Here is a 24910-nt window from a genome sequence, read left to right as displayed (position 1 = left end):
TTATCAACATCTCGTTAGGAAAGCATATGTGCCAGGATTGCGGTTGTTCTATTACCCATACTCATCACGATCATTCATTGAAAACTAATCCTCAATTGAATGATAAGAAAACCTTGTCAGTGATCCACAAAATTCTCGATAAAAACGATATTGAGGCGCAGCACAATCGAGATCACTTCAATCAACATCAAGTAACTGCATTTAATATCATGAGCAGCCCAGGCAGTGGCAAAACAGCATTGCTGGAGCATTTACATCATTACTCCCCATTACAATATGCCGTTATTGAAGGTGATTTAGAAACCTCTCGAGATGCAGACAGATTAATCGCTCAGGGTATTGCGGCTTATCAAATTCAAACCGGATCGGCTTGTCATTTAGATGCGTTTATGGTGCATGGGGCCTTACATCATGTTGATCTTGAATCATTGAATATTTGTTTTGTTGAAAATGTCGGCAACCTTGTTTGTCCGGCTAGCTATGATGTGGGTACCCACAAAAATATTGTGTTGCTATCAGTGCCTGAAGGTGATGATAAAATTGAAAAATATCCAGTTATGTTCAGAAAAGCTGATTTAGTGGTGATCACCAAAACTGATTTGCTGCCCTACTTCGATTTTGATATTGAACAGGCAAAAACTGAACTTTATAAGCTTAATCCCCATGTTGAATTAATGCAGCTATCGATTAAAGAGCCTAACTCATTTACTCCTTTAGTTAACTGGTTAGCTGCCGAGCACATGAAAAATGTAAGTCTACACTCGGTTATAAAACAAGGTTTAGACCAAAACCAGACCCTAGCGCCTAAGCTCACAACTAATATTGAGGAGGTCTAGCCATGTGCCTATCTGTGCCTTCACAAGTTGTTGAAATTCATGATGATGCAAGTGTCACGGTCGATACTATGGGGGTTAAACGGCGAGTCAGCAGCCATCTAATGTCTGAGCCTCTCTCAATAGGTGATTATGTGCTTATTCATATTGGTTTTGTGATGAATAAAATTGATCATCACGATGCACAACAAAGCTTGGCGTTATACCAAGAAATTGTCGCATCAATGAATGAGCACGGTGAATAATATGAAGCTTAAAGACTTGTACCAAGGCTTTCGAGACCCTGCGACGATTCATTTTTTAGCCGCAGAGATTAAACGACTCGCTGAACTCGTCGATGAACCCATTAATATCATGGAAGTGTGTGGCGGTCATACCCACACCATTATGAAATACGGTTTATTGCAACTGTTGCCCGATAACATCAAATTTATTCATGGCCCTGGCTGCCCTGTTTGCGTGATGCCTAAAGAGCGGATTGATCATGCCATTGCCTTAGCGAATGAGCCTAATGTGATATTAGTCAGTTTAGGCGATATGATTAGGGTGCCAGGCTCTACAGGTAGTCTGGCTAATCATCGCGCTAAGGGTTGCGATATTAGAGCCATCTATGATCCACTGGATACACTAAAAATTGCAGAAGATAACCCAGATAAAACTGTGGTCTTTTTCGCCATTGGATTTGAAACCTCGACCCCAATGACTGCAGCGTTAATTGAACAGGCTGAAAAACAATCCGTCAACAATCTGCTATTTCACATCAACCATGTACTTGTACCACCGGCTATTGATGCCGTAATGGCTGAAAAAAAATCTAAGGTTAATGCCTTCATTGGGCCCGCCCATGTCAGTGTTATTTCGGGTGCGAAAATCTACCAAGCTGCGGTGGATCAATATCACACCCCTGTTGTGGTATCGGGGTTTGAACCGGTTGATGTGATGCAATCTATATTATCAATCGTCAAACAGAAAGTCGCTAAACAGCCAAAACTTGAGGTGCAATACACTCGCTCGGTCAGTTTTGACGGCAATCTTCATGCGCAACAACTGGTTAATCGCTATTTTGAACCCAGAGATGAGTTTAGATGGCGAGGACTGGGGCCGATTGCTAAATCAGCGTTGCAATTAAAGCCTGAGTATCAACGACGAGACGCAGAGCATCATTTTAAATCTATTTTGTCCACTGAACCCATTGACGATCATAAAGCCTGTCAGTGCGCAGATATATTACGGGGACTTGCTGGTCCTAAAGAGTGCAAAGTATTCGGTCGCGGTTGTACCCCTGAAACACCACTTGGCAGTTGTATGGTGAGCTCCGAAGGTGCGTGTAATGCTTACTATCGTTATGGAGACATTCTGAATGGGTAATATTGCTAACCAAACGATACAACTCAGCCATGGTGGAGGCGGAAAAGAAATGGATCAGTTGATCAAATCCATTTTTTTTAGTGCATTTGCTAACCCTATCCTGTGCGCCGAAGAGGATGCCGCCAAACTTAACCTTTGTGGGCCAGTGGCGTTCACCACAGATTCTTTTACCGTATCACCGCTTTTTTTTGCTGGTGGCAATATTGGTAAACTTGCCATAGCAGGTACGGTAAATGACTTAGCCATGATGGCGGCGCAACCTGAATATCTCAGTTGCAGTTTTATCATCGAAGAAGGTTTTTTAATTACTGATTTGAAAAAAATTGTCCAAAGCATGGCCGATGAACTGCATCAGTCCGGTGCAAGAATTGTTTGCGGTGACACTAAAGTGGTGCCTAAAGGATGTGCTGATGGACTATTTATCAATACCACCGGCATTGGCAGAATATTAATAACTGATATTTCGGCTAAAAATGTACAACCAGGAGATGCCATTATTGTCTCACGAGATATTGGCAGGCACGGCGCAGCAATTTTAATGGCCCGTGAAGGGCTTGAACTTGAGTCTGACTTAACCAGTGATTGCGCCACTCTGTGGCCAGTGGTTGAACAATTAATTGCAGCAAATGTCACTCTTCATGCCATGCGGGATGCTACCCGTGGCGGTATTGCCGCGGTATTAAATGAATGGGCTAAGGCTTCTAATGTTGGAATTGATTTAATAGAAAAGGACATCCCTGTTGCAGATGAAGTGAAAGGACTGTGTGAGTTATTTGGTTTTGAACCCTATGACTTAGCTAATGAAGGCACCTTTGTGATTGCCCTACCACAAGATGTTGCTTTAGGTGCGGTAGAAATACTGCAACGTTACGGACACTGTGAGCAGGCTTGTATTATTGGCCATGTGGTAGAAGCGCACCCAACCAGAGTTGTATTAACAACACCATGGGGTAGCCATCGTTATTTAGATTTGCCCCATGGGGAACTTCTGCCAAGGATTTGCTGATGCACGAATATTCGATTGTGATGGCATTGATTGAACAATGTGAATCATTGGCAAAACAGCATAAAGCCAACTCAATTGTGCGAGTTGACATTAAAGTTGGCATATTAAGTGGCGTGGAACCTTGCTTATTAGAACAAGCTTTTATGACCTTTAAACTGGATAGCCTGTGCGCAAATGCGCTATTGAACATGCAGATCCAACCACTGATCATACAGTGCCATCAGTGCGAAAAACAGTCAGAACAATCGCAGCGAACGGTTTTATGTCCACATTGTGGCTCAGCAGATACGCAAATTATTGATGGTGAAGACATGATGTTGATGCAATTAGAGATGGACACTTAAACACTGACTTTCTGACTAAAATTGATAAAAATAAAAAACACTCACACAAGTAGTATAAGGAATTGGCAATGATAAAATTTAACTCTGTAGTATTGAGCGCAGCAATGTCTCTGATGGTGTTTTCTGGGTCAGCCTTTGCTCATGAAGGCCATGGTGCACCGGGCTTATTCCATCACTTTGAACAAATGGCGCCAGCAATTTTGTTAGTGGCTATCGTGGCAGGTATTTTATGGAAAATGAAAAAGTAAATTCATTGCATAAAATATGCAAATAAAAACGCACTCTTCAGAGTGCGTTTAGTGATGTCATTTTATTTAACTATTATGATGCTGAAGGGGTTAGCCTTTTAGGGCGTTATCAATCATTTGTTGCGCTTGAATAATGATATTGTCCAAATGCTGCTGACTGATAAAACTTTCAGCATATATTTTGAATAACGCCTCAGTGCCTGATGGACGCGCCGCAAACCAACCATTTTCTGTGGTCACTTTAATACCGCCGATTGCCGCATTATTACCTGGTGCGTGGGACAGTATTGCCGTTATCGGCTCACCGGCTAATACAGTATCGGTAAAGCTGTCACTGTTTAACAATTCAAACTTTGCTTTTTTCTTGAGACTAATTGGGCTATCTATTCGAGTGTAAAAACTTTCACCAAATTGAGCCGTTAATTCCTGATAACGTTGTGCGGGTGTTTTGCCCGTCACAGCAGTAATTTCAAGGGCCAGTAGCGCTAAGATAAAGCCATCTTTGTCAGTACACCAAGTGCTGCCGTCACGCTTTAAGAATGCCGCACCGGCACTTTCTTCACCACCAAAAGCAATCGTGCTATTAGCTAAGCCATCAACAAACCATTTAAACCCAACCGGCACTTCTAAGCAAGTTCGGTTCAAACTTGCACAGACGCGGTCAATCATGGCACTGGACACTAGTGTTTTACCAATAGACAGTTTTTCAGACCACTGCGGACGGTGGCTAATTAAATAATCAATGGCAACGGCTAAATAGTGGTTTGGGTTCATCAAGCCAAAGCCTGGGCAAACAATGCCATGACGATCATAATCTGGATCGTTTCCTAGACATAAATCATAGTTTTCACTGTGTGCAAGTAACCCAGCCATGGCATAAGGCGATGAGCAGTCCATACGAATTTTGCCGTCTTTATCTAATGTCATAAAGCTGAATGTAGGATCGACCTTTTCATTGACCAAGGTGATATCTAAATCATACTTTTTAGCAATATGTTGCCAGTAATAAATGCCAGAGCCGCCTAAAGGATCTACGCCTAAACGCAAATTTGCTTTTCTAATAGCATCAAAATCAATTACATCAGCTAAAGAGTCAACATAGGGTGCAATAAAATCAACCTCTTGTACCCAACCCGATGCTAACGCTGCCCCAAAATTTACTTTTTTAACGCCACTGAGTTGTTGGGTTAAATAAGCATTGGCTTTATCTTCAATAATTTTAGTAATTGCGCCTTCGGCTGGCCCACCATGGGGCGGATTATATTTAATCCCACCATCCTCTGGCGGATTATGCGAAGGGGTAATGATTAATCCGTCAGTTAAGTGAGCAGAGCCTTTAGCTGAAGCATTAGCACAAATTATTGCCTGTGAAACAACAGGTGTAGGCGTAAAACCATCATTAGCTTGGATAAGTACTTTAACCTGGTTGGCGGTTAGCACTTCTACAACCGACATAAACGCCGCATAAGATAACGCATGAGTGTCATAACCCACAATCATAGGGCCGGTAATATTAGCCGACTGACGATAATCAATCACAGCTTGTGTAATCGCCCAAATATGATTTTGATTAAAACTGGATTTGAACGCACTGCCTCTATGGCCAGACGTGCCAAAAGTCACCTTTTGTTGCACATCGGCAACATTGGGGATCATCCGATAGTAATAACTCATTAATTTAGGAATATTCACTAAATCAGATTGCAATGCTAACGTCCCTGCACGCTCATGTATGGCCACGTCATTCTCCTTTGATTGAGGTTAAATATATTGCGCTATGGTCGATGCTTTAATGGCGTCACACCCTAAATGAACTAACACTTCTGATAAAATAGTTTGTTTCTTTGCAGTATTATTATTGGTTGTAACCCAATAGCCGCTTTGGCCTATTTCTTTAGGATTAGCAGATTGGCTGGCATCTAATAACGCCTGTTTAGATTGAGCAAAATATAAACGCCCTTTTCCTTGGATTTGTAATACTTGCTCAAAGTCTTTACCCGCTTGAACCGCTAATGCATCGAGCAAAAACATGAACCGTCCCACAGCGCCCTTTTGTTGTGCAATTAAGTGCTCATTAACCACGGTATTAAAATCAATTTTTTGTGCGGTTCTACTTGAATGAGTCTGGGTTTCAGCAATTGAAAGAGGAATGTCTGCGGTAGCAGGATTTTCAGCTTTTACCTGATGAGATTCAATAGCAGTAGGTGCAACTGCTGAAGCAGGTTCAGTGCGAGTTTGAGCACGATGATTAACTAATTGCTCAACGATTGTCTTAGCTTTATTAAATAACGCATCTCTTGTATTGGCATCAAGCGCATCTAAGCCTGGCTGACTAATTGATTCTGGGCGTTGATCTGCCACAGATTCAACAGGAAGATCCAATAAACGACGCAAAATTTCTGAAGCGCTTTCGCCAATTCTTTCAGTTTTACTGGCGATAAAACGATAAAGTTCTTCATCAATTTCAATGTATTTCATTTCAATCATCCTTTTGCATGTTGAAGGTATAACCAAAGCATCTGGACTGCGATATCCACGTTTGGCAATACTGAGCTTATTTAATTATTATTTTTGATCAAATTCGATCGCTTATCGTCCCAGTTTAAGCTAAGGCTCTGCTAAGAATAAAGCCCCAAATCAAATAATTGATATAAATTCACCTTATAACCCCCCTTTAACTAAAAATGTTGTCCAACTTGCCGTTTTGCTGAGCAACAATACTTGATTTGAACACGGGTATCGCGCAAAATTTGCCGCAATTAAAGTCACACCTTAGGTAACAACATGCATTACGTCATCTCAGGCGCTGGTGAGCCGGTCATTTTAATTCACGGCTTGTTTGGAAATTTAGATAACTTAAAGTCTTTAGGCACGTCACTTGAAAATGATTTTCAAGTCGTTCGAGTTGACTTGCCTAATCATGGCCTAAGTGAGCATTGGTCGACAATGGATTATCCCTGCCTAGCTAAGGAAATCATTGCATTGATAGATGAGTTAGGATTTAACTCAGTTAAAATAGTGGGTCATTCCATGGGCGGAAAAATCGCTATGGCGACTGCCCTATTGTATCCAGAGCGCGTTAACAGTCTTGTCGTCGCTGATATTGCCCCAGTGACATATCAACCTCGCCATCAAACGGTGTTTGCTGGCCTAAGTTCATTAGTGTTAGATAAAGATACCAATCGCAAAACCGCATTGGTGCATTTAATCAATTCCGGCATTGATGAAGGCACTGCCCAGTTTTTACTGAAAAATTTACAAAGAACAGATGACGGCTTTGAATGGAAGATGAACTTAACTGGGCTAATTAACTGTTACGACCGTATTATTGGCTGGCAGTTAACCGATGATCATCGTCCACTGCATTACGATAAACCTTGTTTGTTTATTCGTGGTGATGAGTCTAACTATGTCATGGCGGAACATCGCGATGCTATCGTTGCGCAATTTCCACAGGTGAGTGCAAAAACAATCAATGGCGCAGGTCATTGGTTGCATGCGCAAAAGCCTGAAATATTTAATCGGATAGTGGCAAATTTTTTACGTTAAAATCATGGCTATTTTTACACCATTTACACAGTGACAGATAGCCGTTGTGACTCTGATGTGATATATTCGCGCCTCTTTTTTGCAATCTAAAGAAGTTAGTAAAGGTAAAGTATGCTCAATCAATATATGGAACAAATTGAAACCTTTGGCTTAAATTTCTTTTTTGCAGCAATTTTCTTTTTTATCGGCATGGCTATAAGCGATGTGCTAAAGCAAGGCAACGTACCAAAATTTGGACGTTACGTTGTTTGGAGCGTATTATTTTTAGGCTGTGCAGGTTTTGTGGCAAAAGGCATTATTCAAATGACCTGGGAAGGCTCAGGTATTGGTTAATAAGAGACATGGCAAAAGAAACAGCAGACAGAACAACCATTGATCTTTTTGACAGCGAAAGACGGCGTGGAAGACCTAGAAGTAATCCATTAAATCGTGAACAGCAACTGAAGATCAACAAGCGTAACCAAATTCAGCGTGATCGCGCTAACGGTTTAAAGCGGATAGAGTTAAAGGTGTCACAAGATTTATATGACGCCTTGAACCAACAAGCTTTGGCCAGTAACATTAGTCGTAGCCAGTTAATCGAACATATTCTGCAACAGCAAATCGACAACTGATTCGTTATTTGAACATCGCACTAAGCGAAATTGATATTGAAAGGATACCCCATGGCAACTGTAGGTCTATTTTTCGGTAGCGACACAGGTAATACCGAAGCTGTCGCCAAAATGATCCAGAAAAAACTGGGCAAGCAAATGATCGATGTTAAAGACATCGCCAAAAGCACCAAAGAGCAAATTGCAGAATATGATTTATTACTATTCGGCATTCCAACCTGGTACTACGGTGAAGCACAATGTGACTGGGATGATTTTTTCCCTGAACTTGAGCAAATTGACTTTAACGATAAGTTAATCGCTATTTTTGGTTGTGGCGACCAAGAAGATTATGCTGAGTATTTCTTAGATGCTATGGGCATGGTTCGTGACATAGTAGAAGCCCGTGGCGGCATTATTATTGGCAACTGGCCAACTGCAAGTTATAACTTTGAAGCATCTAAAGGTTTAGCAGATGATGATCACTTTGTCGGTTTAGGCATTGATGAAGACCGTCAGCCCGAATTAACCGAAGAACGTGTTGATGCATGGGTTAAACAAATCTATGAAGAAATGTGTTTAGCTGAATTAGAAGACTAAATCCTTAAAGACTATTAAATAGCAGCTTATTGATAAACAGCATCTATTATAAAAGTCTAGAATAAATCTTCACTAAAAAGCGGCCTTAGCCGCTTTTTTACTATGTAAACTAAAGCGGTATTTTATGCTAAAGCTGAATATTGAGACGCGGGAGATCATTGATAACGTGGTGGTGAAATACCATATATTCGATGTTAATCAACCTATAATGGTTACGTTTCCTCCTGTCTGTCAAAGTATACCCAATATCGATGCCGCCCCTGATGCGCCAGTGTGGAGCTTTGATTACTTCGCTAATCGTAAACTGAATATTATTGCCTTTAATCATATCGGTGAAGGCAATTATTTTGACAGTGAAATGTTTATCTCATACTTAGATAAGCTTAAACACGCCATTGCCATGTTTCCAAGTAAAGTAGGTTATGGCACAAGTTTAGGCGGGTTTGCCCTTAGCTTACATGCAGACAGATTAGGCTTGGATAAAGCCTTATTGATGATGCCGCAAAGTACTTATTGTAAAGCCATCGCCCCTTGGGACTCTATTGTAATGAATGCCCAAGATAGTCGCATAAGTGATATGAAAACACTGGACGGTAAAGGCTGTAAAACCCCGCTAACGGTAATATATGATCCACTGTCTATTGCCGATAAATTGCATGTACAAAGGTTTGAACAAGCATTAACTGTATTGAAAATATACGCAGTAGGTCACCGTGTTCCACGCGCATTACAACATTTAAATATGCTGTCGGAGGTTATTCTGCAATTTAGACTGGGCACAATTGATCAAGATTACTTCTATGCAGGGATCAGGGGCAGACGAGCCTTAAGTTATTACTTTAGAGATGCCTTTAAAAAACCGAATAAAAGCTTCACTAACAGACGCTTGGCGATTATTTACTGGCATAAAGCTAAGCAAAAAATCACTCACTTTAAATTTGAGCCCAATAAAGTAATTGAACGAATAGCGGCGAGTTGTCACAAGCGCATGCTTAAAATTAAAGTTAAACTAGATCAATTCATCTCTCGTTAGCCATTTGGATGAAAACTACATTGAACACTCAAGTCACCCCTGCTCACTTAACAAACAAAACCTATGCTAAACACTGGGATATTTTCTGTGTAGTGGTAGATAACTATGGGGATATAGGCGTCACTTGGCGATTAGCCAAACAGCTTGCTGCTGAATACAGTATTCAGGTCAATTTATGGGTGGATGATTTAAACAGTTTCTCGCATATTTTACCGGCATTAAATCCTCATCTTAACCAACAAAATTTTTCTGACGTTAATATTATTCACTGGAATAAAGCAACAGAAATAAGCTTTATTGCAGGTTCAGTGTTAATCGAAGCTTTTGCCTGTGAATTACCTTCATCTGTTATAAATACGCTTACTCAACTAAAACACACACATTTAGACCAAATACCTGTTTGGCTGAATTTAGAATATTTATCCGCTGAAGACTGGGTTGAAGGTTGCCATGGTTTACCCTCGACTCAACTATCCGGTTTAATCAAGCATTTTTATTTCCCCGGTTTTAGTGTCAAAACCGGCGGATTAATATGCGAACAAGATTTATTTGTTCAGCGCGATAACTGGCAAAATGATGATAGCAATAAACTGGCATTATTCGACAAACTCGGCCTCAGTGGCATTGAAGCGCACCATATTGTCATTTCAGTATTTAGTTATGAAACAAACGCCCTCCCCGCACTTATTAAGCATTGGCAGGTATCGGCGACGCCAATTCACTTACTTATTCCAAAAGGCAGAAGCTTAAATAGTCTCAGTGCTTTATTACCTTGTCATGTAAATGAGTTAGTCGCAGGTCAGCAAATTCTGCTCGATTCGGTGACGCTGCACATTTTACCGATGACAGATCAACAAGGTTATGATCAACTGTTATGGAGCTGTGATTTCAACATAGTACGCGGCGAAGATTCTTTTTTAAGGGCACAATGGGCGGCAAAACCGTTTATTTGGCATATATATCCGCAAGAAGATGATTATCATCTAATAAAATTACAAGCTTTTATGCAAGTTTACTGCGATAATCTAGCGCCTGATTTAGCCAAGCCTTGGTGTGAATTGAACTTGTCGTTTAACCAAGGTGATCAAATTGACATCGTCAATCATTGGCAAAAACTCGAATTTAATCATTTGCCTTTATTACAGTATGCTAAAAAATGGCCAATGACCGCATTAAATGATGCAGATCTTGCTTCGCGACTAGTTCAATTCGTGAAAAGTCGCTAAGATACTGCTCGAAATAAGAAATCGATAAATTATAGGAAATAATGTAATGAAAACTGCTCATGAAATCCGTCCTGGCAACGTGATCATGTTAGATGGCAGCCCATGGGTTGTTCAAAAAACTGAGACAACTCGTTCTGGCCGTAATGCTGCAATTGTTAAGCTAAAATTGAAAAACTTGTTGCTTGACTCTGGTACTGAACAAACCTTTAAAGGTGAAGACAAGTTAGACGATATTATTTTAGAACGTCTAGATTGTACTTACTCTTACTTTGCTGATCCTATGTATGTATTTATGGATGAAGAATTCAACCAATACGACGTTGAAGCTGACAATTTAGGCGATGCAGCTGCTTACATCGTTGACGGTATGGAAGATCAGTGTCAGGTAACTTTCTACAACAGCAAAGCAATTTCTGTAGAATTACCGGTTCACATTGTACGTGAAGTCACTTACACCGAGCCATCAGCTCGCGGTGATACTTCAGGTAAAGTAATGAAGCCAGCTACCATTACTGGTGGCGGTACGGTTACTGTTGCTGATTTCGTAAAAGTTGGCGATAAAATTGAGATTGATACCCGTACAGGCGAATTCAAGAAACGTGTTTAATCACATCTTGTAAATTGTCTAAAAGCCAGCTTAATTGCTGGCTTTTTTGTTTTGAAGTAGCATAAAAAACTAAAATCCTTATTGCCTGCCCCACAAAATAAGATAGAAACGCTAATTTCAGTCTGCCAATTAGAATTATTCACTAAAAATCTTTAATGAAATCTCATTTTGACACTTCCACTCTCTTTATAAATTCGTTATGGTTCGCTTACTTAGTAGTATTTTATAGAGAGTAGTATGCGTCCAATCATCAAATCGAATAAATTAGATACTGTGTGTTACGACATTCGTGGACCTGTACACAAAGAAGCCCGCCGTTTAGAAGATGAAGGACACCGGATATTAAAACTGAATATTGGCAACCCTGCACCATTCGGATTTGAAGCGCCTGAAGAAATTGTTCGTGATGTGATTTTAAACCTGCCCAGTGCTCAAGGTTACTGTGAATCAAAAGGATTATTCTCTGCCCGTAAAGCTATCGTTCAACATTATCAATCTCAGGGTATTTTTGGCGTTGATATTGAAGATATCTATATCGGTAATGGCGCATCGGAACTGATTGTGATGGCGATGCAAGGTTTACTCAACCCAGGTGATGAAATGTTGATCCCGTCACCGGATTATCCATTATGGACGGCGGCAACTCACTTGTCTGGCGGTAAAGCGGTACATTATCGATGTGATGAAGAAGCAGATTGGTTTCCTGATATTGAGGATATGAAAAGTAAGATCAGTCCTCGCACCCGCGGTATTGTGTTAATCAATCCTAATAATCCCACTGGTGCTGTGTATTCGCGCGAACTGATACAACAAGTTATTGAGCTTTGTCGTCAACACGATTTGATTTTGTTTTCCGATGAGATTTACGACAAAATTCTCTATGATGAAGCGCAACATGTTCACGCGGCTTCATTATCAGATGATATTTTAACTGTGACCTTTAATGGCCTATCAAAAGCGTATCGAGCCGCTGGGTTTCGAGTGGGCTGGATGATGCTAACCGGTAATTTAAAAGCGGCTAAAAGCTATATTGAAGGCTTAGAAATGCTGGCTTCAATGCGGTTATGCTCCAACGTGCCGAATCAACATGCAATTCAAACGGCTTTAGGGGGTTATCAATCTATCAATGAACTTATTTTACCTAAGGGTCGGCTAACAGTGCAGCGTGATGCTTGTTATGAATTATTAAATTCAATACCGGGTGTCAGTTGTAAAAAACCTAAAGGTGCACTGTACGCTTTTCCCAAATTAGATATGAAAAAGTTTAATTTACGCGATGATGAGCGCTTAGTGCTTGAATTACTTAAGCGAAAGAAGATTTTACTTGTGCAAGGTACCGCATTTAATTGGCCAGAACCTGATCATTTACGGGTGGTTTTTTTACCTCATAAAGAAGATCTCACCAAAGCATTACAGGAGTTTGGTCACTTTTTAGAAGATTATCGCCAATAAATCATTAGCAATACATATTAAAGTACAAACAACTGGGGCTGATTAATTCGGCCCCTGTTTTTTTGCCAAGCCTAGATTCAACTATAGCCTGCTGTCATATCATTATTGAATTCACTTTAATTGTATGAACACGTATTCAAAGCATTTAAAAAATGTGTGATTTACACTATGATTAGTCAGCAAATTTATTATTCAGTTCGGAAGTAATATGGACAAGAAAGTCAGTTCTCGCAGTACCAAAGAAAAAGCCCTTAGACTTAATTTGGATGATAAGAAATACGGCACCATAGTTGAAATTGGCGCTGGCCAAGAGGTGGCGCGTAATTTTTTCGTTGCAGGAGCCGCGGCAGGCACTATTGCTAAAACCATGTCAGCCTATGACATGAAGTTTTCCGATGCCATTTATGGCGTACAGCAAAATGGCCGCTATGTCAGTAAAGGCCGTGTACTTGCCATGATGGAGCAAGAATACGACTTAGTAGTTGAACGTGTTGCTGATGTACGTTCACGCTCATCACGTTACTTCAGTTATGCCGCCACTGTGGCAGCTAAAAGCTTCAATAAAGACAATGAATGCCATGCATGGTGTGGTGTTAGAGTGCAAATGTACCCAGGTGCAGAACCATCAAATATTGTGGTCCATGTGCGCATGTTTGATGACAATGCAGAAGACCAGCAGCATGCACTGGGTATTATTGGTGTGAATTTAATTTATGGCAGCTACTATTACTTCGAAGATCCAAAGAAATTAATTGATTCGTTAACCGATAATATGAAAGCCAATCGTGTTGAAATAGACTCGATTGAATTTCAAGGCCCTTACTTTGAAGACATTGACAATAAAGCTAAAAATATCCATCTAATTCGCAGCTGGAAAACCCGTGCTGTGATGTTTAAGCCTGATGGCACCATTGGCGTACCCGCTGAGATGCTTTACAAGAAAAACGTGCTGACTATTCGCGGGTCATTTAAGCCGGTCACTAAGCTTAATGTGGATATGATTGAACAAGGTCAAAAGGCTTTTGCTGAATTAGAGGGCGTTGACAAAGACAACACCATTTTGATCGCTGAAATATCATTAAATGATTTGCAAGGTAACGATGCGAATATGTCTGAGAAAGACATTCTTGAACGGGTTCGCCTATTAAATTTATTGGGTTATAACGTGCTGGTATCAGATTATACCCGTTACTTCTCATTAAGAGCCTACTTCCGCCAATTTACCAACCTACAAATTGGCATTGTTGTTGGCATGATTAACATTAAACAAATTTTTGATGTTGAATTCTATCGCGGCCTTGAGGGCGGTATTTTAGAAGGTTTTGGTAAATTATTTCCAGACAATACCCGTTTATTCGTTTATCCAGAATTGGATGATAAAGGGGCATTAAACGATTTATCCAATGTGACTGTGCCGGCTAATCTTCGTTACCTGTATCGCCATTTAGTTGATAATGGTTTTATCAAAGGCATAGAGACCAGTAATATAGAGCTATTTAGTATTTATTCCCGTGAGATCCTCAAACAGCTGGCACGTGGATCTGATGAATGGAAACTAGCTCTGCCAGAGGTTGTTGCTGAAGAAGTGATTAAGCATAAGTTATTCGGTTATAGAGGCGCGAGCAAGTAAACAATATTGCTTGATGACAATCTTAGATTTACTTAACAACGTTTCTCAAAATAAAATACAAAAAAAGCCATTAACATTACGTTAATGGCTTTTTTATGCAGTTTTTGTCACTTTAGTAGCAACGACAATCAATAGTTGCAAACATCAATCAATTATACAAATGTTCTTTATACGCCTGAGCCACCGTTTGCCAATCAAATCTTGCCATACTGGCTTGCTGTTTAATCTGTTGCCATGGAAGTGTGCCGTAACTTTGTAAGCATTGATTAAATTGCGAGATAAAATTATTAGCCTGCATTTCAATTCCATCACCATTAAACACCCAACCATTTTCATCATGTTTAACCGTATCTTTTAACCCGCCGACGCCATGGACTAAACAAGGTTGACCGTGTTTCATGGCTAACATTTGGCTAATACCACAGGGCTCGAATGAGCTAGGCATTAAGAATAACTCCCCCTGTTGATACAGTAGCTGTGATAATTGCTCGTCGTAACCATTTAAAAAGATACTATTAGCATACTGGGCACATATCGTTTTAAGCTGATTTGACAATTGCTCATCACCACTGCCAAGTAGCATAAACAAAGCATCTGGTTGCTGCTGTTTTAGATTAATCAGTAATTGATCTAATACCGTTTTACCATTGGCTATTTTGGTTAAAAAAAGCATCACCTTTTGTGTCGTTAATCGCCCTACAGAGGTCACCAGTAGTCCCGGATAACTGCTGTCAATATTTGTATACCGACGAATATGCTGATCGACTCGTATATTAGCGATAAAGTCGGTTGATGAAACCACTGATTTATACTTTTGCCACTGAATCAATGCATCCTGGGCAGTGCTCAACAAATCCAGTCTTTGAAATGTGAGATTTTCGGATTGAGACTTTGATACTTGCTGGGTTTTAGAACGAGCGCTATCGGCTGTATTTTGGGCATGGTTATCATCAATTGTATAATCACAGCCATTAATAATACCGACAAGCTGCTGATTTGCAGCTTTCAACTGTAAATCTTGCTCTAGTCCCTCGCCACCATAAAAGCCTTTTTCAGGATGAGATGCTAATAATATTTCTTTAGCATAAGTCGGTGATACCACATGCACTTTGTCACTAAACACAATCCCCATGCGCATCGGGTTTGCACAATTAGGATACCTTGGGTCAACAATGCCGTTGGGCAAGTTATCAAGTTGATTGGCAAAAAACCATTGCGGATACCAATGACATAATGACGATTTATCGCCAGTTAAAGGTCTTATGCCCTGCAGCGCTAGGTTGTGAATAGTATAAATACACTTGAGCTGTTTCAATGATGCAAAATCATCCACACATTCCCTGAGCATCGCAATCATTGCGGTATGCCAGTCATGTAGATGCATCACATCATAATGTCCGAGTTTACCTTGCACTAATGCACTGGCAACCGCTAAACAAAACAAGGCAAACTTATCTGCATCATCAGCAAAAGGCCTGTCAGCGGAACCTTGAGTATAAATGCTGCCGTCGGCTTGATTAAACATAGGATGGGCAAATAAATATACCCAACTATTTTGCTCGCTAGACCCATTGGCTGTGCAAACCTGTGCTTTACTTCCTGGCCGTGGGATCCTATAGATGCTTATCTTTTCCATTGCCCCACCAAAAGACACTTCAATGTCAGTGACTTTATCGGCGCAATAATAATCCTTTAAGAAGCCATACTCAGGCATGGCGACATCGGCAGATATCCCACACTCACTTAATGCCTTGGGGAGATCGCGAATAACATCCCCCATGCCGCCGACTTTGGCTTTAATCAAGGCATCGTTTTCAGCGGCGACTAATAGCACTTTATTCATTAACATTCCTTATTCAAAACCAACCGCGAGCCCGAGCATTTTACGCGTGACTAAGGTGATGCCTTTTTCTGATACTCTAAAGCCGCGAGCTCTATCGTGATCATGGTTATAACCAATTTCCATGCCCTCAGGAATAATACAACCGCGATCCAAAATAGAGTTTTTAATTTTACAGTTTTTAAGTACCACAACATCGGGTAACAGCACAGAGTCTTTAACTAATGAATAGGAACACACTCTGACTTCGTCAAACAACACGCTGCGTTTTACTTTTGCACCGGAAATAATACAACCGCCAGAAATAATTGAATCTACCGCCATTCCACGTCGATTATCATCGTCAAAGACAAACTTAGCCGGAGGGAGTTGCTCTTGATAAGTCCAAATAGGCCATTTCGCATCGTAAAGATTAAGCGCCGGTGTCGGTGACAACAACTCCATGTTGGCCTGAAAAAACGATTCTAATGTCCCCACATCGCGCCAATAAGCGGGCTCATCTTCAATGGCACTGATAAACGGAAAGGCATACACGTTATGCTCTTTAATAATATTGGGAATGATGTCTTTACCAAAATCGCGTTCAGAGTGTTCATTGACCGAATCTTTTTTCAATTGATCAAATAAAAACTTGGTATTAAAAACATAGTTGCCCATAGATGCTAAGCATTTATCAGGTTTACCTGGAATAGGCTTTGGGTGTGCTGGCTTTTCTTCAAAGCCAATAATACGATTATTTTCATCAACTTCAACAACCCCGAATGCACCAGCGGCCTCTTCTAAAGGTACTTCTAAACAACAAACCGTCATATCGGCATTAGACTCAGCATGATCCGCCAACAGACCCGCATAATCCATACGGTAAATATGATCGCCAGATAAAATCATCACATACTTGGTCGTTTCATGGCGGATAATATCAATATTTTGAAACACAGCATCTGCGGTGCCTTCATACCAATTACCTGAGGTCTGCTGTGATGCCGGTAATATTTCAACTGATTCACCCAGTTCCTTCTTAAAATGGCCCCAGCCCCTTGTAACATGCCGGATCAACGAATGGGATTTATACTGTGTCACCACCCCAACCCGTCTAATGCCAGAGTTGATGCAATTTGATAAAGGAAAATCGATAATTCTATACTTACCCCCAAAGTACAACGCAGGCTTTGCACGCCAGTCGGTCAGCTCATGCAAGCGAGAACCACGACCACCAGCGAGAATAATCGCATAAGTATCACGCGTTAAATTACTAATATACCGTACACTTTTATTCATACATTCACTCCATAGACAACACGATTAGGTTTAAATGGGCGTTAACATCCCTGTTGTTACTTTTTAACTGACATTACTTTGATTACTTTCAAAACCTAGACATCACACATGTTTGAGCCAAATATCATCACGATAGCCAGCGATGGTTTTATCACTTGAAAATCGGCCACTGGCAGCAGTGTTACGAATACTGGTTTGCTGCCACAAGGTTTGATCGCTATAAAGTTTGGCCACGGCTGATTGCGCACCGCAGTACTCATCAAAGTCTGCTGCTAGCATCCATTGATCGTGGGGATCTTTAATGGCATTGATGATGCTGTCGAATATGCCGGGTTCAACTAAATTGAAATGGCCACCAGCTAACATATCAAGTACTCCTTGTAGCGCTGGGGAGGCGTTAATATACTTTTGTGGCTGATAATGGGGTTTGAGTGATTGGACTTGCTCTGCGGTTAAGCCGAACAAGAAAAAGTTTTCCTGGCCGACCTCCGCTAACATTTCAACATTCGCGCCATCTAAGGTGCCAATTGTTAGCGCGCCATTCATCATAAACTTCATATTGCCGGTGCCAGAGGCTTCTTTACCTGCGGTTGATATTTGTTCTGATAAATCGGTACCTGGGCAGATTTTCTCCATTGCACTGACATTATAATTAGGCAAAAAGGCAACCCGTAAATACGGCGTAACAGCTGGGTCATTGTTAATCATATGCGCCACATTATTGATTAACTTGATAATTTGTTTGGCCATCGCATAACCTGGCGCTGCTTTACCACCAATCAACACACAGCGCGGAACCATGTCTTGAGTATCGCCAGCTAGTATTCTCTGGTACAGGTGAATAACGTGCATGATATTAAGCAACTGGCGTTTGTACTCATGGATACGCTTTACCTGCACATCAAACATCATACTTGTATCAAACGGCACACCACTTTCTGCCAACACAAACCTTGCCAACACTTGCTTATTGGCATGTTTCACTTCGGCCCACTGTTTGACGAACTTTTTATCAGAGGTAAACGCATTTAGCGCGGTTAAATGCGACAAATCGTTAATCCAGGCATCTCCAAGTTTGCTATTGATCAAATCGGTTAATAAAGGATTACAATTCACTAACCAACGTCTTGGTGTGACACCGTTAGTACGGTTATTAAATTTAGTTGGCCATAATTGGTAAAAATCATTAAATAAGCCTGCTTTTAATAACTGCGTATGTAAACCTGCTACACCGTTGACCGAAAAACTGGCCACAATGGCTAAGTAAGCCATACGAACATGTTGCACTGGCCCTTCTTCAATAATCGACATCGCAGCTAACTTAGTCACATCCCCCGGCCATTGATGGGCAACCTGTTCAAGGAATCGAGCGTTGATTTCAAATATAATTTGCATAATGCGTGGCAACATATGCTGCATTAATGGTACCGGCCAGCGCTCAAGCGCTTCCGGCAATAAAGTGTGGTTAGTGTAAGCTAAGGTTTGTGAGGTGATTGACCAGGCGCTATCCCAACCTAAGCCATGTTCATCCATCAATAGGCGCATTAATTCTGGCGCGGCAATACTTGGGTGAGTATCGTTAAGCTGAATTGCATTTTTAGCACTGAATTGACTGAAGTCTTCACCGTATATCGCCACATATCGGGCCAATAAGTCCTGTAAACTTGCTGAACTTAAAAAGTACTGTTGTCTTAAGCGTAATTCTTTACCATTCTCGCTGGCATCATTGGGGTACAACACCATAGTAATTTGTTCTGCTAAGTTTTTATCGGCCACCGCTTCGGCATAATCGCCATCATTAAATTCTGCTAAATCGAAATCATCATTAGCTTCTGCTTTCCAAAGCCTTAGGGTATTTATACGGCCATTACGGTAACCTGGTACTGGCATGTCGTAGGGCACAGCCAGCACTGAGCGACAATCTTGCCAAACATGCTGAGTATTACCGGCCTTATCTTGATAGGTTGTGCAGTGGCCAAAAAAGGGTACTGACACAATCCTGTGGGGCATTCTCACTTCCCAGGGGTTACCTTGGCGTAACCAGCGATCGGGCTTTTCTACTTGATATCCATTGACTATTTTTTGGGCAAACATGCCATATTGATAACGAATGCCATAGCCCGTCACGGCTAAGTCAAGGCTGGCACAGCTATCTAAAAAACATGCAGCGAGTCGCCCCAGTCCACCATTGCCAAGGCCTGCGTCATGCTCATATTCTTCAATGACTTCTAGCTGAATGGCATAGTCAGTGAGCAGTTTACGGGTCTCGTCAGTTAACTCTAAACTCAGTAAAGCATTACCTAAAGCACGTCCCATTAAAAACTCAAGTGACAAATAGGCAATTTGTTTTTGATCAAATTGATTATCTTTAATACGAGTAGATCGCCACTTATCGAGCATTTGCTCTTTGACACCTAATGCTAAAGCCTCAAACAGCGATGAGTCTTGGTGCTCACTGTGGCATAACCCATAACGAATTTGCCTTGCAACACTTGCTGCCAATGAATCACAGGGATCGCAAGGTTCAGATTTGGTTAACACTTGATCAGTTAACGCATTACTGGCTAAGGATGTACTCTTTGCGCTAGATTCTGACTCAGACTCTGATTTAGTGTGACTCTTGGGCTTAGCTGGCTTTTTGTTTGTCGATTTATTCGCACTAACAGTTTTAGCTGCGGTCATGTTCCACTCCTTGAAAATGGCTATGAAATATCATCAAACTACGGGGTTGAAGGTAAAATTTCCCATCAAGATTAGCTTGAGTTTGTGCAACATCTATCTGGGTATCGCTTTGGGTATGCAACACACAGGACCAATGTCCAAAATGGATTAAGTTAGGTTGGTGAAAGGTTTGCTGTTGTTCATCAGCGTTAATAAATAGCATTAACGCTTGGGTATTTTCGGGAATGGCGCCGACTTCAGCTTCAAGCAAATTGCCAGTAACAATAACGGTTAATGTGCGGCAGTGATGTTCACTCCACAGCGTTTTGGTCATTGGCTCACCTAGTTTATTGAACCAGGCAATGCCATTATCAAATAAGGCTTCAGGCTGGTGGATAAACTCTTTATGACATAGCAAAGGGTAATGCTTGCGCAATTTGATCAATTCTTGGGTGAAATGAACCAAATCCCAGTCAATGGCTTGCCAGTTGAACCAATTATCAGGCGTATCCTGGCAGTAGGCATTATTGTTTCCTTGTTGGGTGTGGCCAGCTTCATCGCCACTTAACAACATAGGTACGCCTTGAGATAGCAATAAAGTCGCTAAAAAATTACGTTTTTGACGGCTGCGCACAGTATTAATCTTGCTGCTTTCTGTTTCGCCTTCTACCCCATAATGGCAACTGAAGTTTTCTTGATGACCATCTCTATTATCTTCGTTATTAGCCAAGTTGTGCTTAGCTTGATAAGACACCAAATCATGCAGAGTGTAACCATCATGACTAGTAATAAAGTTAATACTTGCCGCGGGGCCACGGCCATTGTGTTCAAAGAAATCACTTGAGCCATGGAACCGCTTGGCAAACTCAGACAATATGCCATTATCTCCACGCCAAAATCGGCGCATGGTGTCACGGTATCTGTCATTCCATTCACTGAATACCACAGGATAATTACCTAATTGATATCCACCGGGGCCAATATCCCATGGCTCAACAATTAATTTAACCCGGCACAATGTTGGGTCTTGCATTAACGCATCAAAAAATCCACTGCCTGGGTCAAAGCCATAATTTTCACGGCCTAAACAGCTAGCAAGGTCAAAGCGAAAACCATCTACTCCCATCACTTCAACCCAGTACCGTAATGAGTCCATGATTAACATTAAAACCTGAGGATGGTTAACATTAAGGGTATTACCACAGCCAGTATCATTAATATAAAAGCGAGGTTCATTAGGCATTAAACGGTAATAGCTTGCGTTATCTATGCCTTTAAAATGATAACTTGGGCCTAAATGATTACCTTCTGCAGTATGGTTATAAACCACATCTAAAATAACCTCGACACCGGCCTGGTGCATCTTTGACACCATGTGCCTAAACTCAGCAATATCATCTGATGCCAGATATTGTGGGTGCGGTGCAAAAAATCCTGCTGTGTTATAACCCCAATAATTATTGAGTTTTCTCTCTACCAAAAAAGGTTCGTCAAAAAATGCATGTACAGGGAGTAACTCAATAGCCGTGATCCCAAGTTGAGTTAAATACTCTACAACTGCGGGATGAGACAGGCCTGCGAATGTACCGCACATCTCACTTGGTAAATCTGGATGCAGTTTGGTAAATCCCTTAACATGGGTTTCGTAAATGATACTGTGGTTAAGCTCGCGCCTTATCGGCGCTATAGGTATCGCCTTAATACGCTCAATATCAACCACTGCACATTTGGGCATAAAGGCGGCATTATCTTGCTGACTAAACGACAGATCTGCACTGGCGTCATCAACATCGTATCCATAAAGGGCATGACTATGCTGCAATTCACCAACCAGCTTTCGTGCATAGGGGTCAAGATGAAGCTTGTGGTGATTAAATCGATGACCGAGTTCAGGCTGATATGGTCCAAACACTCGATAACCATAAAGTAACCCGTCTTTTGCACCGGTTAACTCACCATGCCAAATATGATGGGTTTTATGGGTCAATATGTATTGGGCAATTTCAAGCTGTGAAATGGGATCAAATATACACAATATGACTTTGGTGGCATTGGCTGAAAACAGTGAAAAATTCACCCCATTCTCGGTTAGATTTGCCCCTAAAGGATAAGGCATACCTTCATCGAGTATTAGGTGATTAACGCCTGCGACAATTGACGGTTTATACTCAACCTTATCATTACTTTCAGTTTGATTAACCATACTCACCACTCCTTTACCACACGCACAAAAACAATAAACGGACTTAGCCAGTTTTTATCGATTACCCTTAGGTTTTAGATGTCTTCGGCTTTGATTTAGCTTTAAGCTCAGTCTTTGCTTTTGTTTTAGGTTGCGAGAGTGTTTTTACAGACGATTTAATGACTGGCGTAAAAATCACACAGGACAATGGCGGCACTTTTATCAGCGCACTGTAATCTTGCCCTTGCCATGCTTGAACTTCAGCATCGATAGCATGCTCATAAATCAGGTTCGATCCGCCATAGCGGGCATCATCACTGTTTAACGCTTGCTGATAAGCTGTATGTTGAGGTAAGCCGATGCGAAAATCATGGTGCACAGTTGGTGTCATATTGATCACAATCACCACATGCTCATTAGACTGTTTGCCAAATCGAGCAAACACTAGAATGCTATTGGCCTCGTTATGGCAATCAAGCCAACTAAACCCCGCCGGATGAGTATCAAGTGCATATAATGCCGGGGTGTGCAGGTAAAGTGCGTTTAGATCACTTATCCAGTGCTGTATTTGCTGATGAGGCTGATATTCGAGTAAATGCCAATCTAAACTTAGGTTATGATTCCATTCATTTCGCTGTGCAAACTCGCACCCCATAAATAACAGCTTCTTGCCTGGATGAGCCCACATAAAACCAAAGTAGGCCCGTAAAGTAGCAAATTTTTGCCAGTCATCTCCGGGGATCTTATTAATGAGCGAACCCTTACCGTGCACCACTTCATCGTGACTAACCGACAGTATGAATTGCTCTGTATAGGCATACACTAAACCAAATGTCAGTTCATTGTGGTGGTGAGAGCGATACAGCGGATCGCGCTTTAAATAACTAAGCGAGTCATTCATCCAGCCCATATTCCACTTATAACCAAAACCTAAACCTTGATGCTCGGTACTTTGAGTCACTCCGCCCCAAGCGGTAGATTCTTCAGCGACCATATCTATGCCCGGAAAAGCTTGATACATTTCGATATTCAGTCGTTTTAGAAAACTTATCGCAGCTAAATTCTCACGGCCCCCGTGTTCATTGGGTAACCATTGGCCTTCCGCTCTTGAATAATCTAAATACAACATTGACGACACGGCATCTAATCTAAGGCCGTCAAAATGAAACTCACTTAACCAGTAATAAGCATTACTTAACAAGAAACTGTTAACTTCCGCTCGGCCATAGTTATAAATAAGAGTGTCCCAATCTGGATGCTCTCCCTGGCGTGGATCGGCATGTTCATAAAGACATGAACCATCAAAACGAGCCAGGCCGTGTGGGTCTTTAGGAAAATGTGCCGGTACCCAATCAAGCAACACTGCTAGGTCATGTTGGTGACAACTGTCGATAAAGGCTTTTAAGCCTTCTGGTTTGCCAAAACGATAGGTCGGTGCATACAAGCCTACAGGTTGATAACCCCACGAACCATCAAATGGATATTCACTGATCGGCATTAATTGCAGATGTGTAAAACCCATTTTTTTGACATAGGGAATAAGTTCATCGATTAATTGCTGATAGTCATAAAAGCATTCACCTGTGTCCCCTTTGCGGCGCCATGAGGCTAATTGCACCTCATATATTGCCATCGGTTGATTGCAACTTTGACGACTAGATTGTTGTGTATTAGCTGTCCTTTGTGTCATCCAGTTAGCATCTTGCCATTGATAAGCATCAACATCAGCCACAATAGATGCATTACCCGGTGCAGCCTGCATCATTTTGGCGTAGGGATCTGACTTTTCATGCCTATTGCCCTGCGCATCTTCAATACTAAACTTATAATGCATGCCGGCATCAACATCAGCGATAAAGATGTCCCACAATCCACTTGCTGGATGTCGTCTTAATATATGACGGCGCGGATCCCAATGGTTCATATCGCCAACAAGCGCAACATTTTGTGCATTAGGCGCCCACACGCAAAAGTGAACCCCTTTAATACCTTGGTGGGTTTGCCAATTAGCACCTTGAAATAAATAAGCTTGTAACTGTGAGCCCTCGTTGAATAAATAAACATCTTTATCATCAAGTAGGCTATCAAATTGGTAAGGGTCAATAATCTCAACCACACTGAGCGGGTAACTGACTCGCAATAGATATTGAAACTTATTTTTACGACGGGGAATTTTGCCACTAAAAAAACCAGCATCAACCGCAGTCAGTGTTGCCACTTTACGACCACTTTTTAAATCAATCACCTCAACCTGACTTGCCTCAGGTAAAAAGCAATTTACAACAAGTGATTTAAACTCTTCAACATAATGCATTCCAAGTTGCGAGAACACATCGTTAAATTGACCCACACTTATCTGACTAAGCACTGAAGCATGAATATTGGTGGCACTTGTTATCATCATAATGGCTTCCATAAGGTAATTTTTGTCGTTTGCTGGCGTAACGGTATTAAATTGTT

Annotated in this window: 22 protein-coding genes; 15 read left to right on the top strand and 7 right to left on the bottom strand. The window is 41.2% G+C overall.

The window, feature by feature from the left end; genetic code table 11:
- Positions 1 to 26 precede the first annotated feature (26 nt).
- The 6 genes from hypB (at position 27) to ACRWQL_RS19705 (ending at position 3799) form a co-directional block, all read left to right on the top strand.
- Complete coding sequence (hypB, locus tag ACRWQL_RS19730) at positions 27 to 836, top strand: hydrogenase nickel incorporation protein HypB (RefSeq protein ID WP_434951772.1); 810 nt, start codon at positions 27 to 29, stop codon at positions 834 to 836.
- A gap of 2 nt (positions 837 to 838) precedes the next feature.
- Positions 839 to 1078 carry a HypC/HybG/HupF family hydrogenase formation chaperone gene (locus ACRWQL_RS19725; protein WP_434951770.1) on the top strand — a complete coding sequence of 80 codons (240 nt, stop codon included), beginning with the start codon at positions 839 to 841 and terminating at the stop codon, positions 1076 to 1078.
- Position 1079: 1 nt separating this feature from the next.
- Positions 1080 to 2201, top strand: coding sequence for a hydrogenase formation protein HypD (gene hypD, locus ACRWQL_RS19720; protein WP_434951768.1), 1122 nt, complete (start codon positions 1080 to 1082; stop codon positions 2199 to 2201).
- Positions 2194 to 3207, top strand: coding sequence for a hydrogenase expression/formation protein HypE (hypE, locus tag ACRWQL_RS19715; protein ID WP_434951766.1), 1014 nt, complete (start codon positions 2194 to 2196; stop codon positions 3205 to 3207). The genes hypD and hypE overlap by 8 nt, the downstream gene beginning before the upstream one ends.
- Complete coding sequence (locus tag ACRWQL_RS19710) at positions 3207 to 3551, top strand: hydrogenase maturation nickel metallochaperone HypA (RefSeq protein ID WP_434951764.1); 345 nt, start codon at positions 3207 to 3209, stop codon at positions 3549 to 3551. The genes hypE and ACRWQL_RS19710 overlap by 1 nt, the downstream gene beginning before the upstream one ends.
- Before the next feature lie 68 nt (positions 3552 to 3619).
- Positions 3620 to 3799, top strand: coding sequence for a hypothetical protein (locus tag ACRWQL_RS19705; RefSeq protein WP_434926174.1), 180 nt, complete (start codon positions 3620 to 3622; stop codon positions 3797 to 3799).
- Positions 3800 to 3889: 90 nt separating this feature from the next.
- Here the strand turns inward: ACRWQL_RS19705 and pgm are convergent, their stop codons facing one another.
- Together pgm and seqA are read right to left on the bottom strand one after the other, a co-directional pair.
- Entirely contained in the window at positions 3890 to 5539 is a 1650-nt protein-coding gene (gene pgm, locus ACRWQL_RS19700; protein WP_434951762.1) for a phosphoglucomutase (alpha-D-glucose-1,6-bisphosphate-dependent), read from the bottom strand.
- 21 nt (positions 5540 to 5560) lie between these two features.
- Positions 5561 to 6277: a replication initiation negative regulator SeqA gene (gene seqA / locus ACRWQL_RS19695; RefSeq protein ID WP_434951760.1), complete on the bottom strand. Its 717-nt coding sequence runs from the start codon at positions 6275 to 6277 to the stop codon at positions 5561 to 5563.
- 306 nt (positions 6278 to 6583) lie between these two features.
- Between seqA and ACRWQL_RS19690 the strand changes: the two genes are divergently transcribed.
- The 9 genes from ACRWQL_RS19690 to ACRWQL_RS19650 all read left to right on the top strand — a co-directional run bounded on the left by ACRWQL_RS19690 (position 6584) and on the right by ACRWQL_RS19650 (position 14489).
- Entirely contained in the window at positions 6584 to 7348 is a 765-nt protein-coding gene (locus ACRWQL_RS19690) for an alpha/beta fold hydrolase (protein ID WP_434951758.1), read from the top strand.
- A gap of 111 nt (positions 7349 to 7459) precedes the next feature.
- Positions 7460 to 7681, top strand: coding sequence for a DUF2788 domain-containing protein (locus tag ACRWQL_RS19685; RefSeq protein WP_226415723.1), 222 nt, complete (start codon positions 7460 to 7462; stop codon positions 7679 to 7681).
- Positions 7682 to 7689: 8 nt separating this feature from the next.
- Complete coding sequence (gene ybfE / locus ACRWQL_RS19680) at positions 7690 to 7962, top strand: LexA regulated protein (protein WP_226415722.1); 273 nt, start codon at positions 7690 to 7692, stop codon at positions 7960 to 7962.
- Between the two features lie 51 nt (positions 7963 to 8013).
- Complete coding sequence (gene fldA / locus ACRWQL_RS19675) at positions 8014 to 8541, top strand: flavodoxin FldA (RefSeq protein WP_226415720.1); 528 nt, start codon at positions 8014 to 8016, stop codon at positions 8539 to 8541.
- Between the two features lie 124 nt (positions 8542 to 8665).
- The gene (locus ACRWQL_RS19670) at positions 8666 to 9574 is read left to right on the top strand and encodes a hypothetical protein (RefSeq protein WP_434951756.1); all 909 of its coding nucleotides are present in this window, start codon (positions 8666 to 8668) and stop codon (positions 9572 to 9574) included.
- Between the two features lie 8 nt (positions 9575 to 9582).
- Positions 9583 to 10800 (top strand): elongation factor P maturation arginine rhamnosyltransferase EarP, encoded by a 1218-nt coding sequence (earP, locus tag ACRWQL_RS19665; RefSeq protein WP_434951754.1) that lies wholly within the window; start codon positions 9583 to 9585, stop codon positions 10798 to 10800.
- 46 nt (positions 10801 to 10846) lie between these two features.
- Entirely contained in the window at positions 10847 to 11407 is a 561-nt protein-coding gene (gene efp, locus ACRWQL_RS19660) for an elongation factor P (protein WP_235084850.1), read from the top strand.
- A 237-nt stretch (positions 11408 to 11644) separates the two neighbouring features.
- Positions 11645 to 12859, top strand: coding sequence for a pyridoxal phosphate-dependent aminotransferase (locus ACRWQL_RS19655; protein ID WP_226415713.1), 1215 nt, complete (start codon positions 11645 to 11647; stop codon positions 12857 to 12859).
- Positions 12860 to 13067: 208 nt separating this feature from the next.
- Positions 13068 to 14489, top strand: a complete 1422-nt coding sequence (locus ACRWQL_RS19650) for a TonB-dependent receptor (RefSeq protein WP_434951752.1) — start codon at positions 13068 to 13070, stop codon at positions 14487 to 14489.
- A gap of 148 nt (positions 14490 to 14637) precedes the next feature.
- On the opposite strand, the gene ACRWQL_RS19645 is transcribed toward ACRWQL_RS19650, so the two are convergent.
- The 5 genes from ACRWQL_RS19645 to glgB form a co-directional block, all read right to left on the bottom strand.
- On the bottom strand, positions 14638 to 16332 hold the full coding sequence (locus tag ACRWQL_RS19645) for a glycogen synthase (RefSeq protein WP_434951750.1): 1695 nt from the start codon (positions 16330 to 16332) through the stop codon (positions 14638 to 14640).
- Positions 16333 to 16341: 9 nt separating this feature from the next.
- On the bottom strand, positions 16342 to 17607 hold the full coding sequence (glgC, locus tag ACRWQL_RS19640; RefSeq protein ID WP_434931841.1) for a glucose-1-phosphate adenylyltransferase: 1266 nt from the start codon (positions 17605 to 17607) through the stop codon (positions 16342 to 16344).
- 102 nt (positions 17608 to 17709) lie between these two features.
- On the bottom strand, positions 17710 to 20289 hold the full coding sequence (locus ACRWQL_RS19635) for a glycogen/starch/alpha-glucan phosphorylase (protein ID WP_434951748.1): 2580 nt from the start codon (positions 20287 to 20289) through the stop codon (positions 17710 to 17712).
- The gene (gene glgX / locus ACRWQL_RS19630; protein ID WP_434953439.1) at positions 20276 to 22384 is read right to left on the bottom strand and encodes a glycogen debranching protein GlgX; all 2109 of its coding nucleotides are present in this window, start codon (positions 22382 to 22384) and stop codon (positions 20276 to 20278) included. The genes ACRWQL_RS19635 and glgX overlap by 14 nt, the downstream gene beginning before the upstream one ends.
- A gap of 154 nt (positions 22385 to 22538) precedes the next feature.
- Positions 22539 to 24854: a 1,4-alpha-glucan branching protein GlgB gene (gene glgB / locus ACRWQL_RS19625; RefSeq protein WP_434951746.1), complete on the bottom strand. Its 2316-nt coding sequence runs from the start codon at positions 24852 to 24854 to the stop codon at positions 22539 to 22541.
- Between the last annotated feature and the right edge of the window lie 56 nt (positions 24855 to 24910).

The sequence above is a fragment of the Shewanella sp. HL-SH4 genome (genome assembly GCF_051164845.1).
GTDB lineage: Bacteria > Pseudomonadota > Gammaproteobacteria > Enterobacterales > Shewanellaceae > Shewanella > Shewanella glacialimarina.
Note: the sequence above shows the minus strand (reverse complement) of the source record. Positions and strands in the feature narration are given on the sequence as shown.

Coding starts and splice junctions, on each gene's coding strand:
- hypB (WP_434951772.1), top strand. CDS start 27: ATGTGCCAGGATTGCGGTTGTTCTATTACCCATACTCATCACGATCAT.
- ACRWQL_RS19725 (WP_434951770.1), top strand. CDS start 839: ATGTGCCTATCTGTGCCTTCACAAGTTGTTGAAATTCATGATGATGCA.
- hypD (WP_434951768.1), top strand. CDS start 1,080: ATGAAGCTTAAAGACTTGTACCAAGGCTTTCGAGACCCTGCGACGATT.
- hypE (WP_434951766.1), top strand. CDS start 2,194: ATGGGTAATATTGCTAACCAAACGATACAACTCAGCCATGGTGGAGGC.
- ACRWQL_RS19710 (WP_434951764.1), top strand. CDS start 3,207: ATGCACGAATATTCGATTGTGATGGCATTGATTGAACAATGTGAATCA.
- ACRWQL_RS19705 (WP_434926174.1), top strand. CDS start 3,620: ATGATAAAATTTAACTCTGTAGTATTGAGCGCAGCAATGTCTCTGATG.
- seqA (WP_434951760.1), bottom strand. CDS start 6,277: ATGAAATACATTGAAATTGATGAAGAACTTTATCGTTTTATCGCCAGT.
- ACRWQL_RS19690 (WP_434951758.1), top strand. CDS start 6,584: ATGCATTACGTCATCTCAGGCGCTGGTGAGCCGGTCATTTTAATTCAC.
- ACRWQL_RS19685 (WP_226415723.1), top strand. CDS start 7,460: ATGCTCAATCAATATATGGAACAAATTGAAACCTTTGGCTTAAATTTC.
- ybfE (WP_226415722.1), top strand. CDS start 7,690: ATGGCAAAAGAAACAGCAGACAGAACAACCATTGATCTTTTTGACAGC.
- fldA (WP_226415720.1), top strand. CDS start 8,014: ATGGCAACTGTAGGTCTATTTTTCGGTAGCGACACAGGTAATACCGAA.
- ACRWQL_RS19670 (WP_434951756.1), top strand. CDS start 8,666: ATGCTAAAGCTGAATATTGAGACGCGGGAGATCATTGATAACGTGGTG.
- earP (WP_434951754.1), top strand. CDS start 9,583: ATGAAAACTACATTGAACACTCAAGTCACCCCTGCTCACTTAACAAAC.
- efp (WP_235084850.1), top strand. CDS start 10,847: ATGAAAACTGCTCATGAAATCCGTCCTGGCAACGTGATCATGTTAGAT.
- ACRWQL_RS19655 (WP_226415713.1), top strand. CDS start 11,645: ATGCGTCCAATCATCAAATCGAATAAATTAGATACTGTGTGTTACGAC.
- ACRWQL_RS19650 (WP_434951752.1), top strand. CDS start 13,068: ATGGACAAGAAAGTCAGTTCTCGCAGTACCAAAGAAAAAGCCCTTAGA.
- ACRWQL_RS19645 (WP_434951750.1), bottom strand. CDS start 16,332: ATGAATAAAGTGCTATTAGTCGCCGCTGAAAACGATGCCTTGATTAAA.
- glgC (WP_434931841.1), bottom strand. CDS start 17,607: ATGAATAAAAGTGTACGGTATATTAGTAATTTAACGCGTGATACTTAT.
- ACRWQL_RS19635 (WP_434951748.1), bottom strand. CDS start 20,289: ATGACCGCAGCTAAAACTGTTAGTGCGAATAAATCGACAAACAAAAAG.
- glgX (WP_434953439.1), bottom strand. CDS start 22,384: ATGCCTTATCCTTTAGGGGCAAATCTAACCGAGAATGGGGTGAATTTT.
- glgB (WP_434951746.1), bottom strand. CDS start 24,854: ATGATGATAACAAGTGCCACCAATATTCATGCTTCAGTGCTTAGTCAG.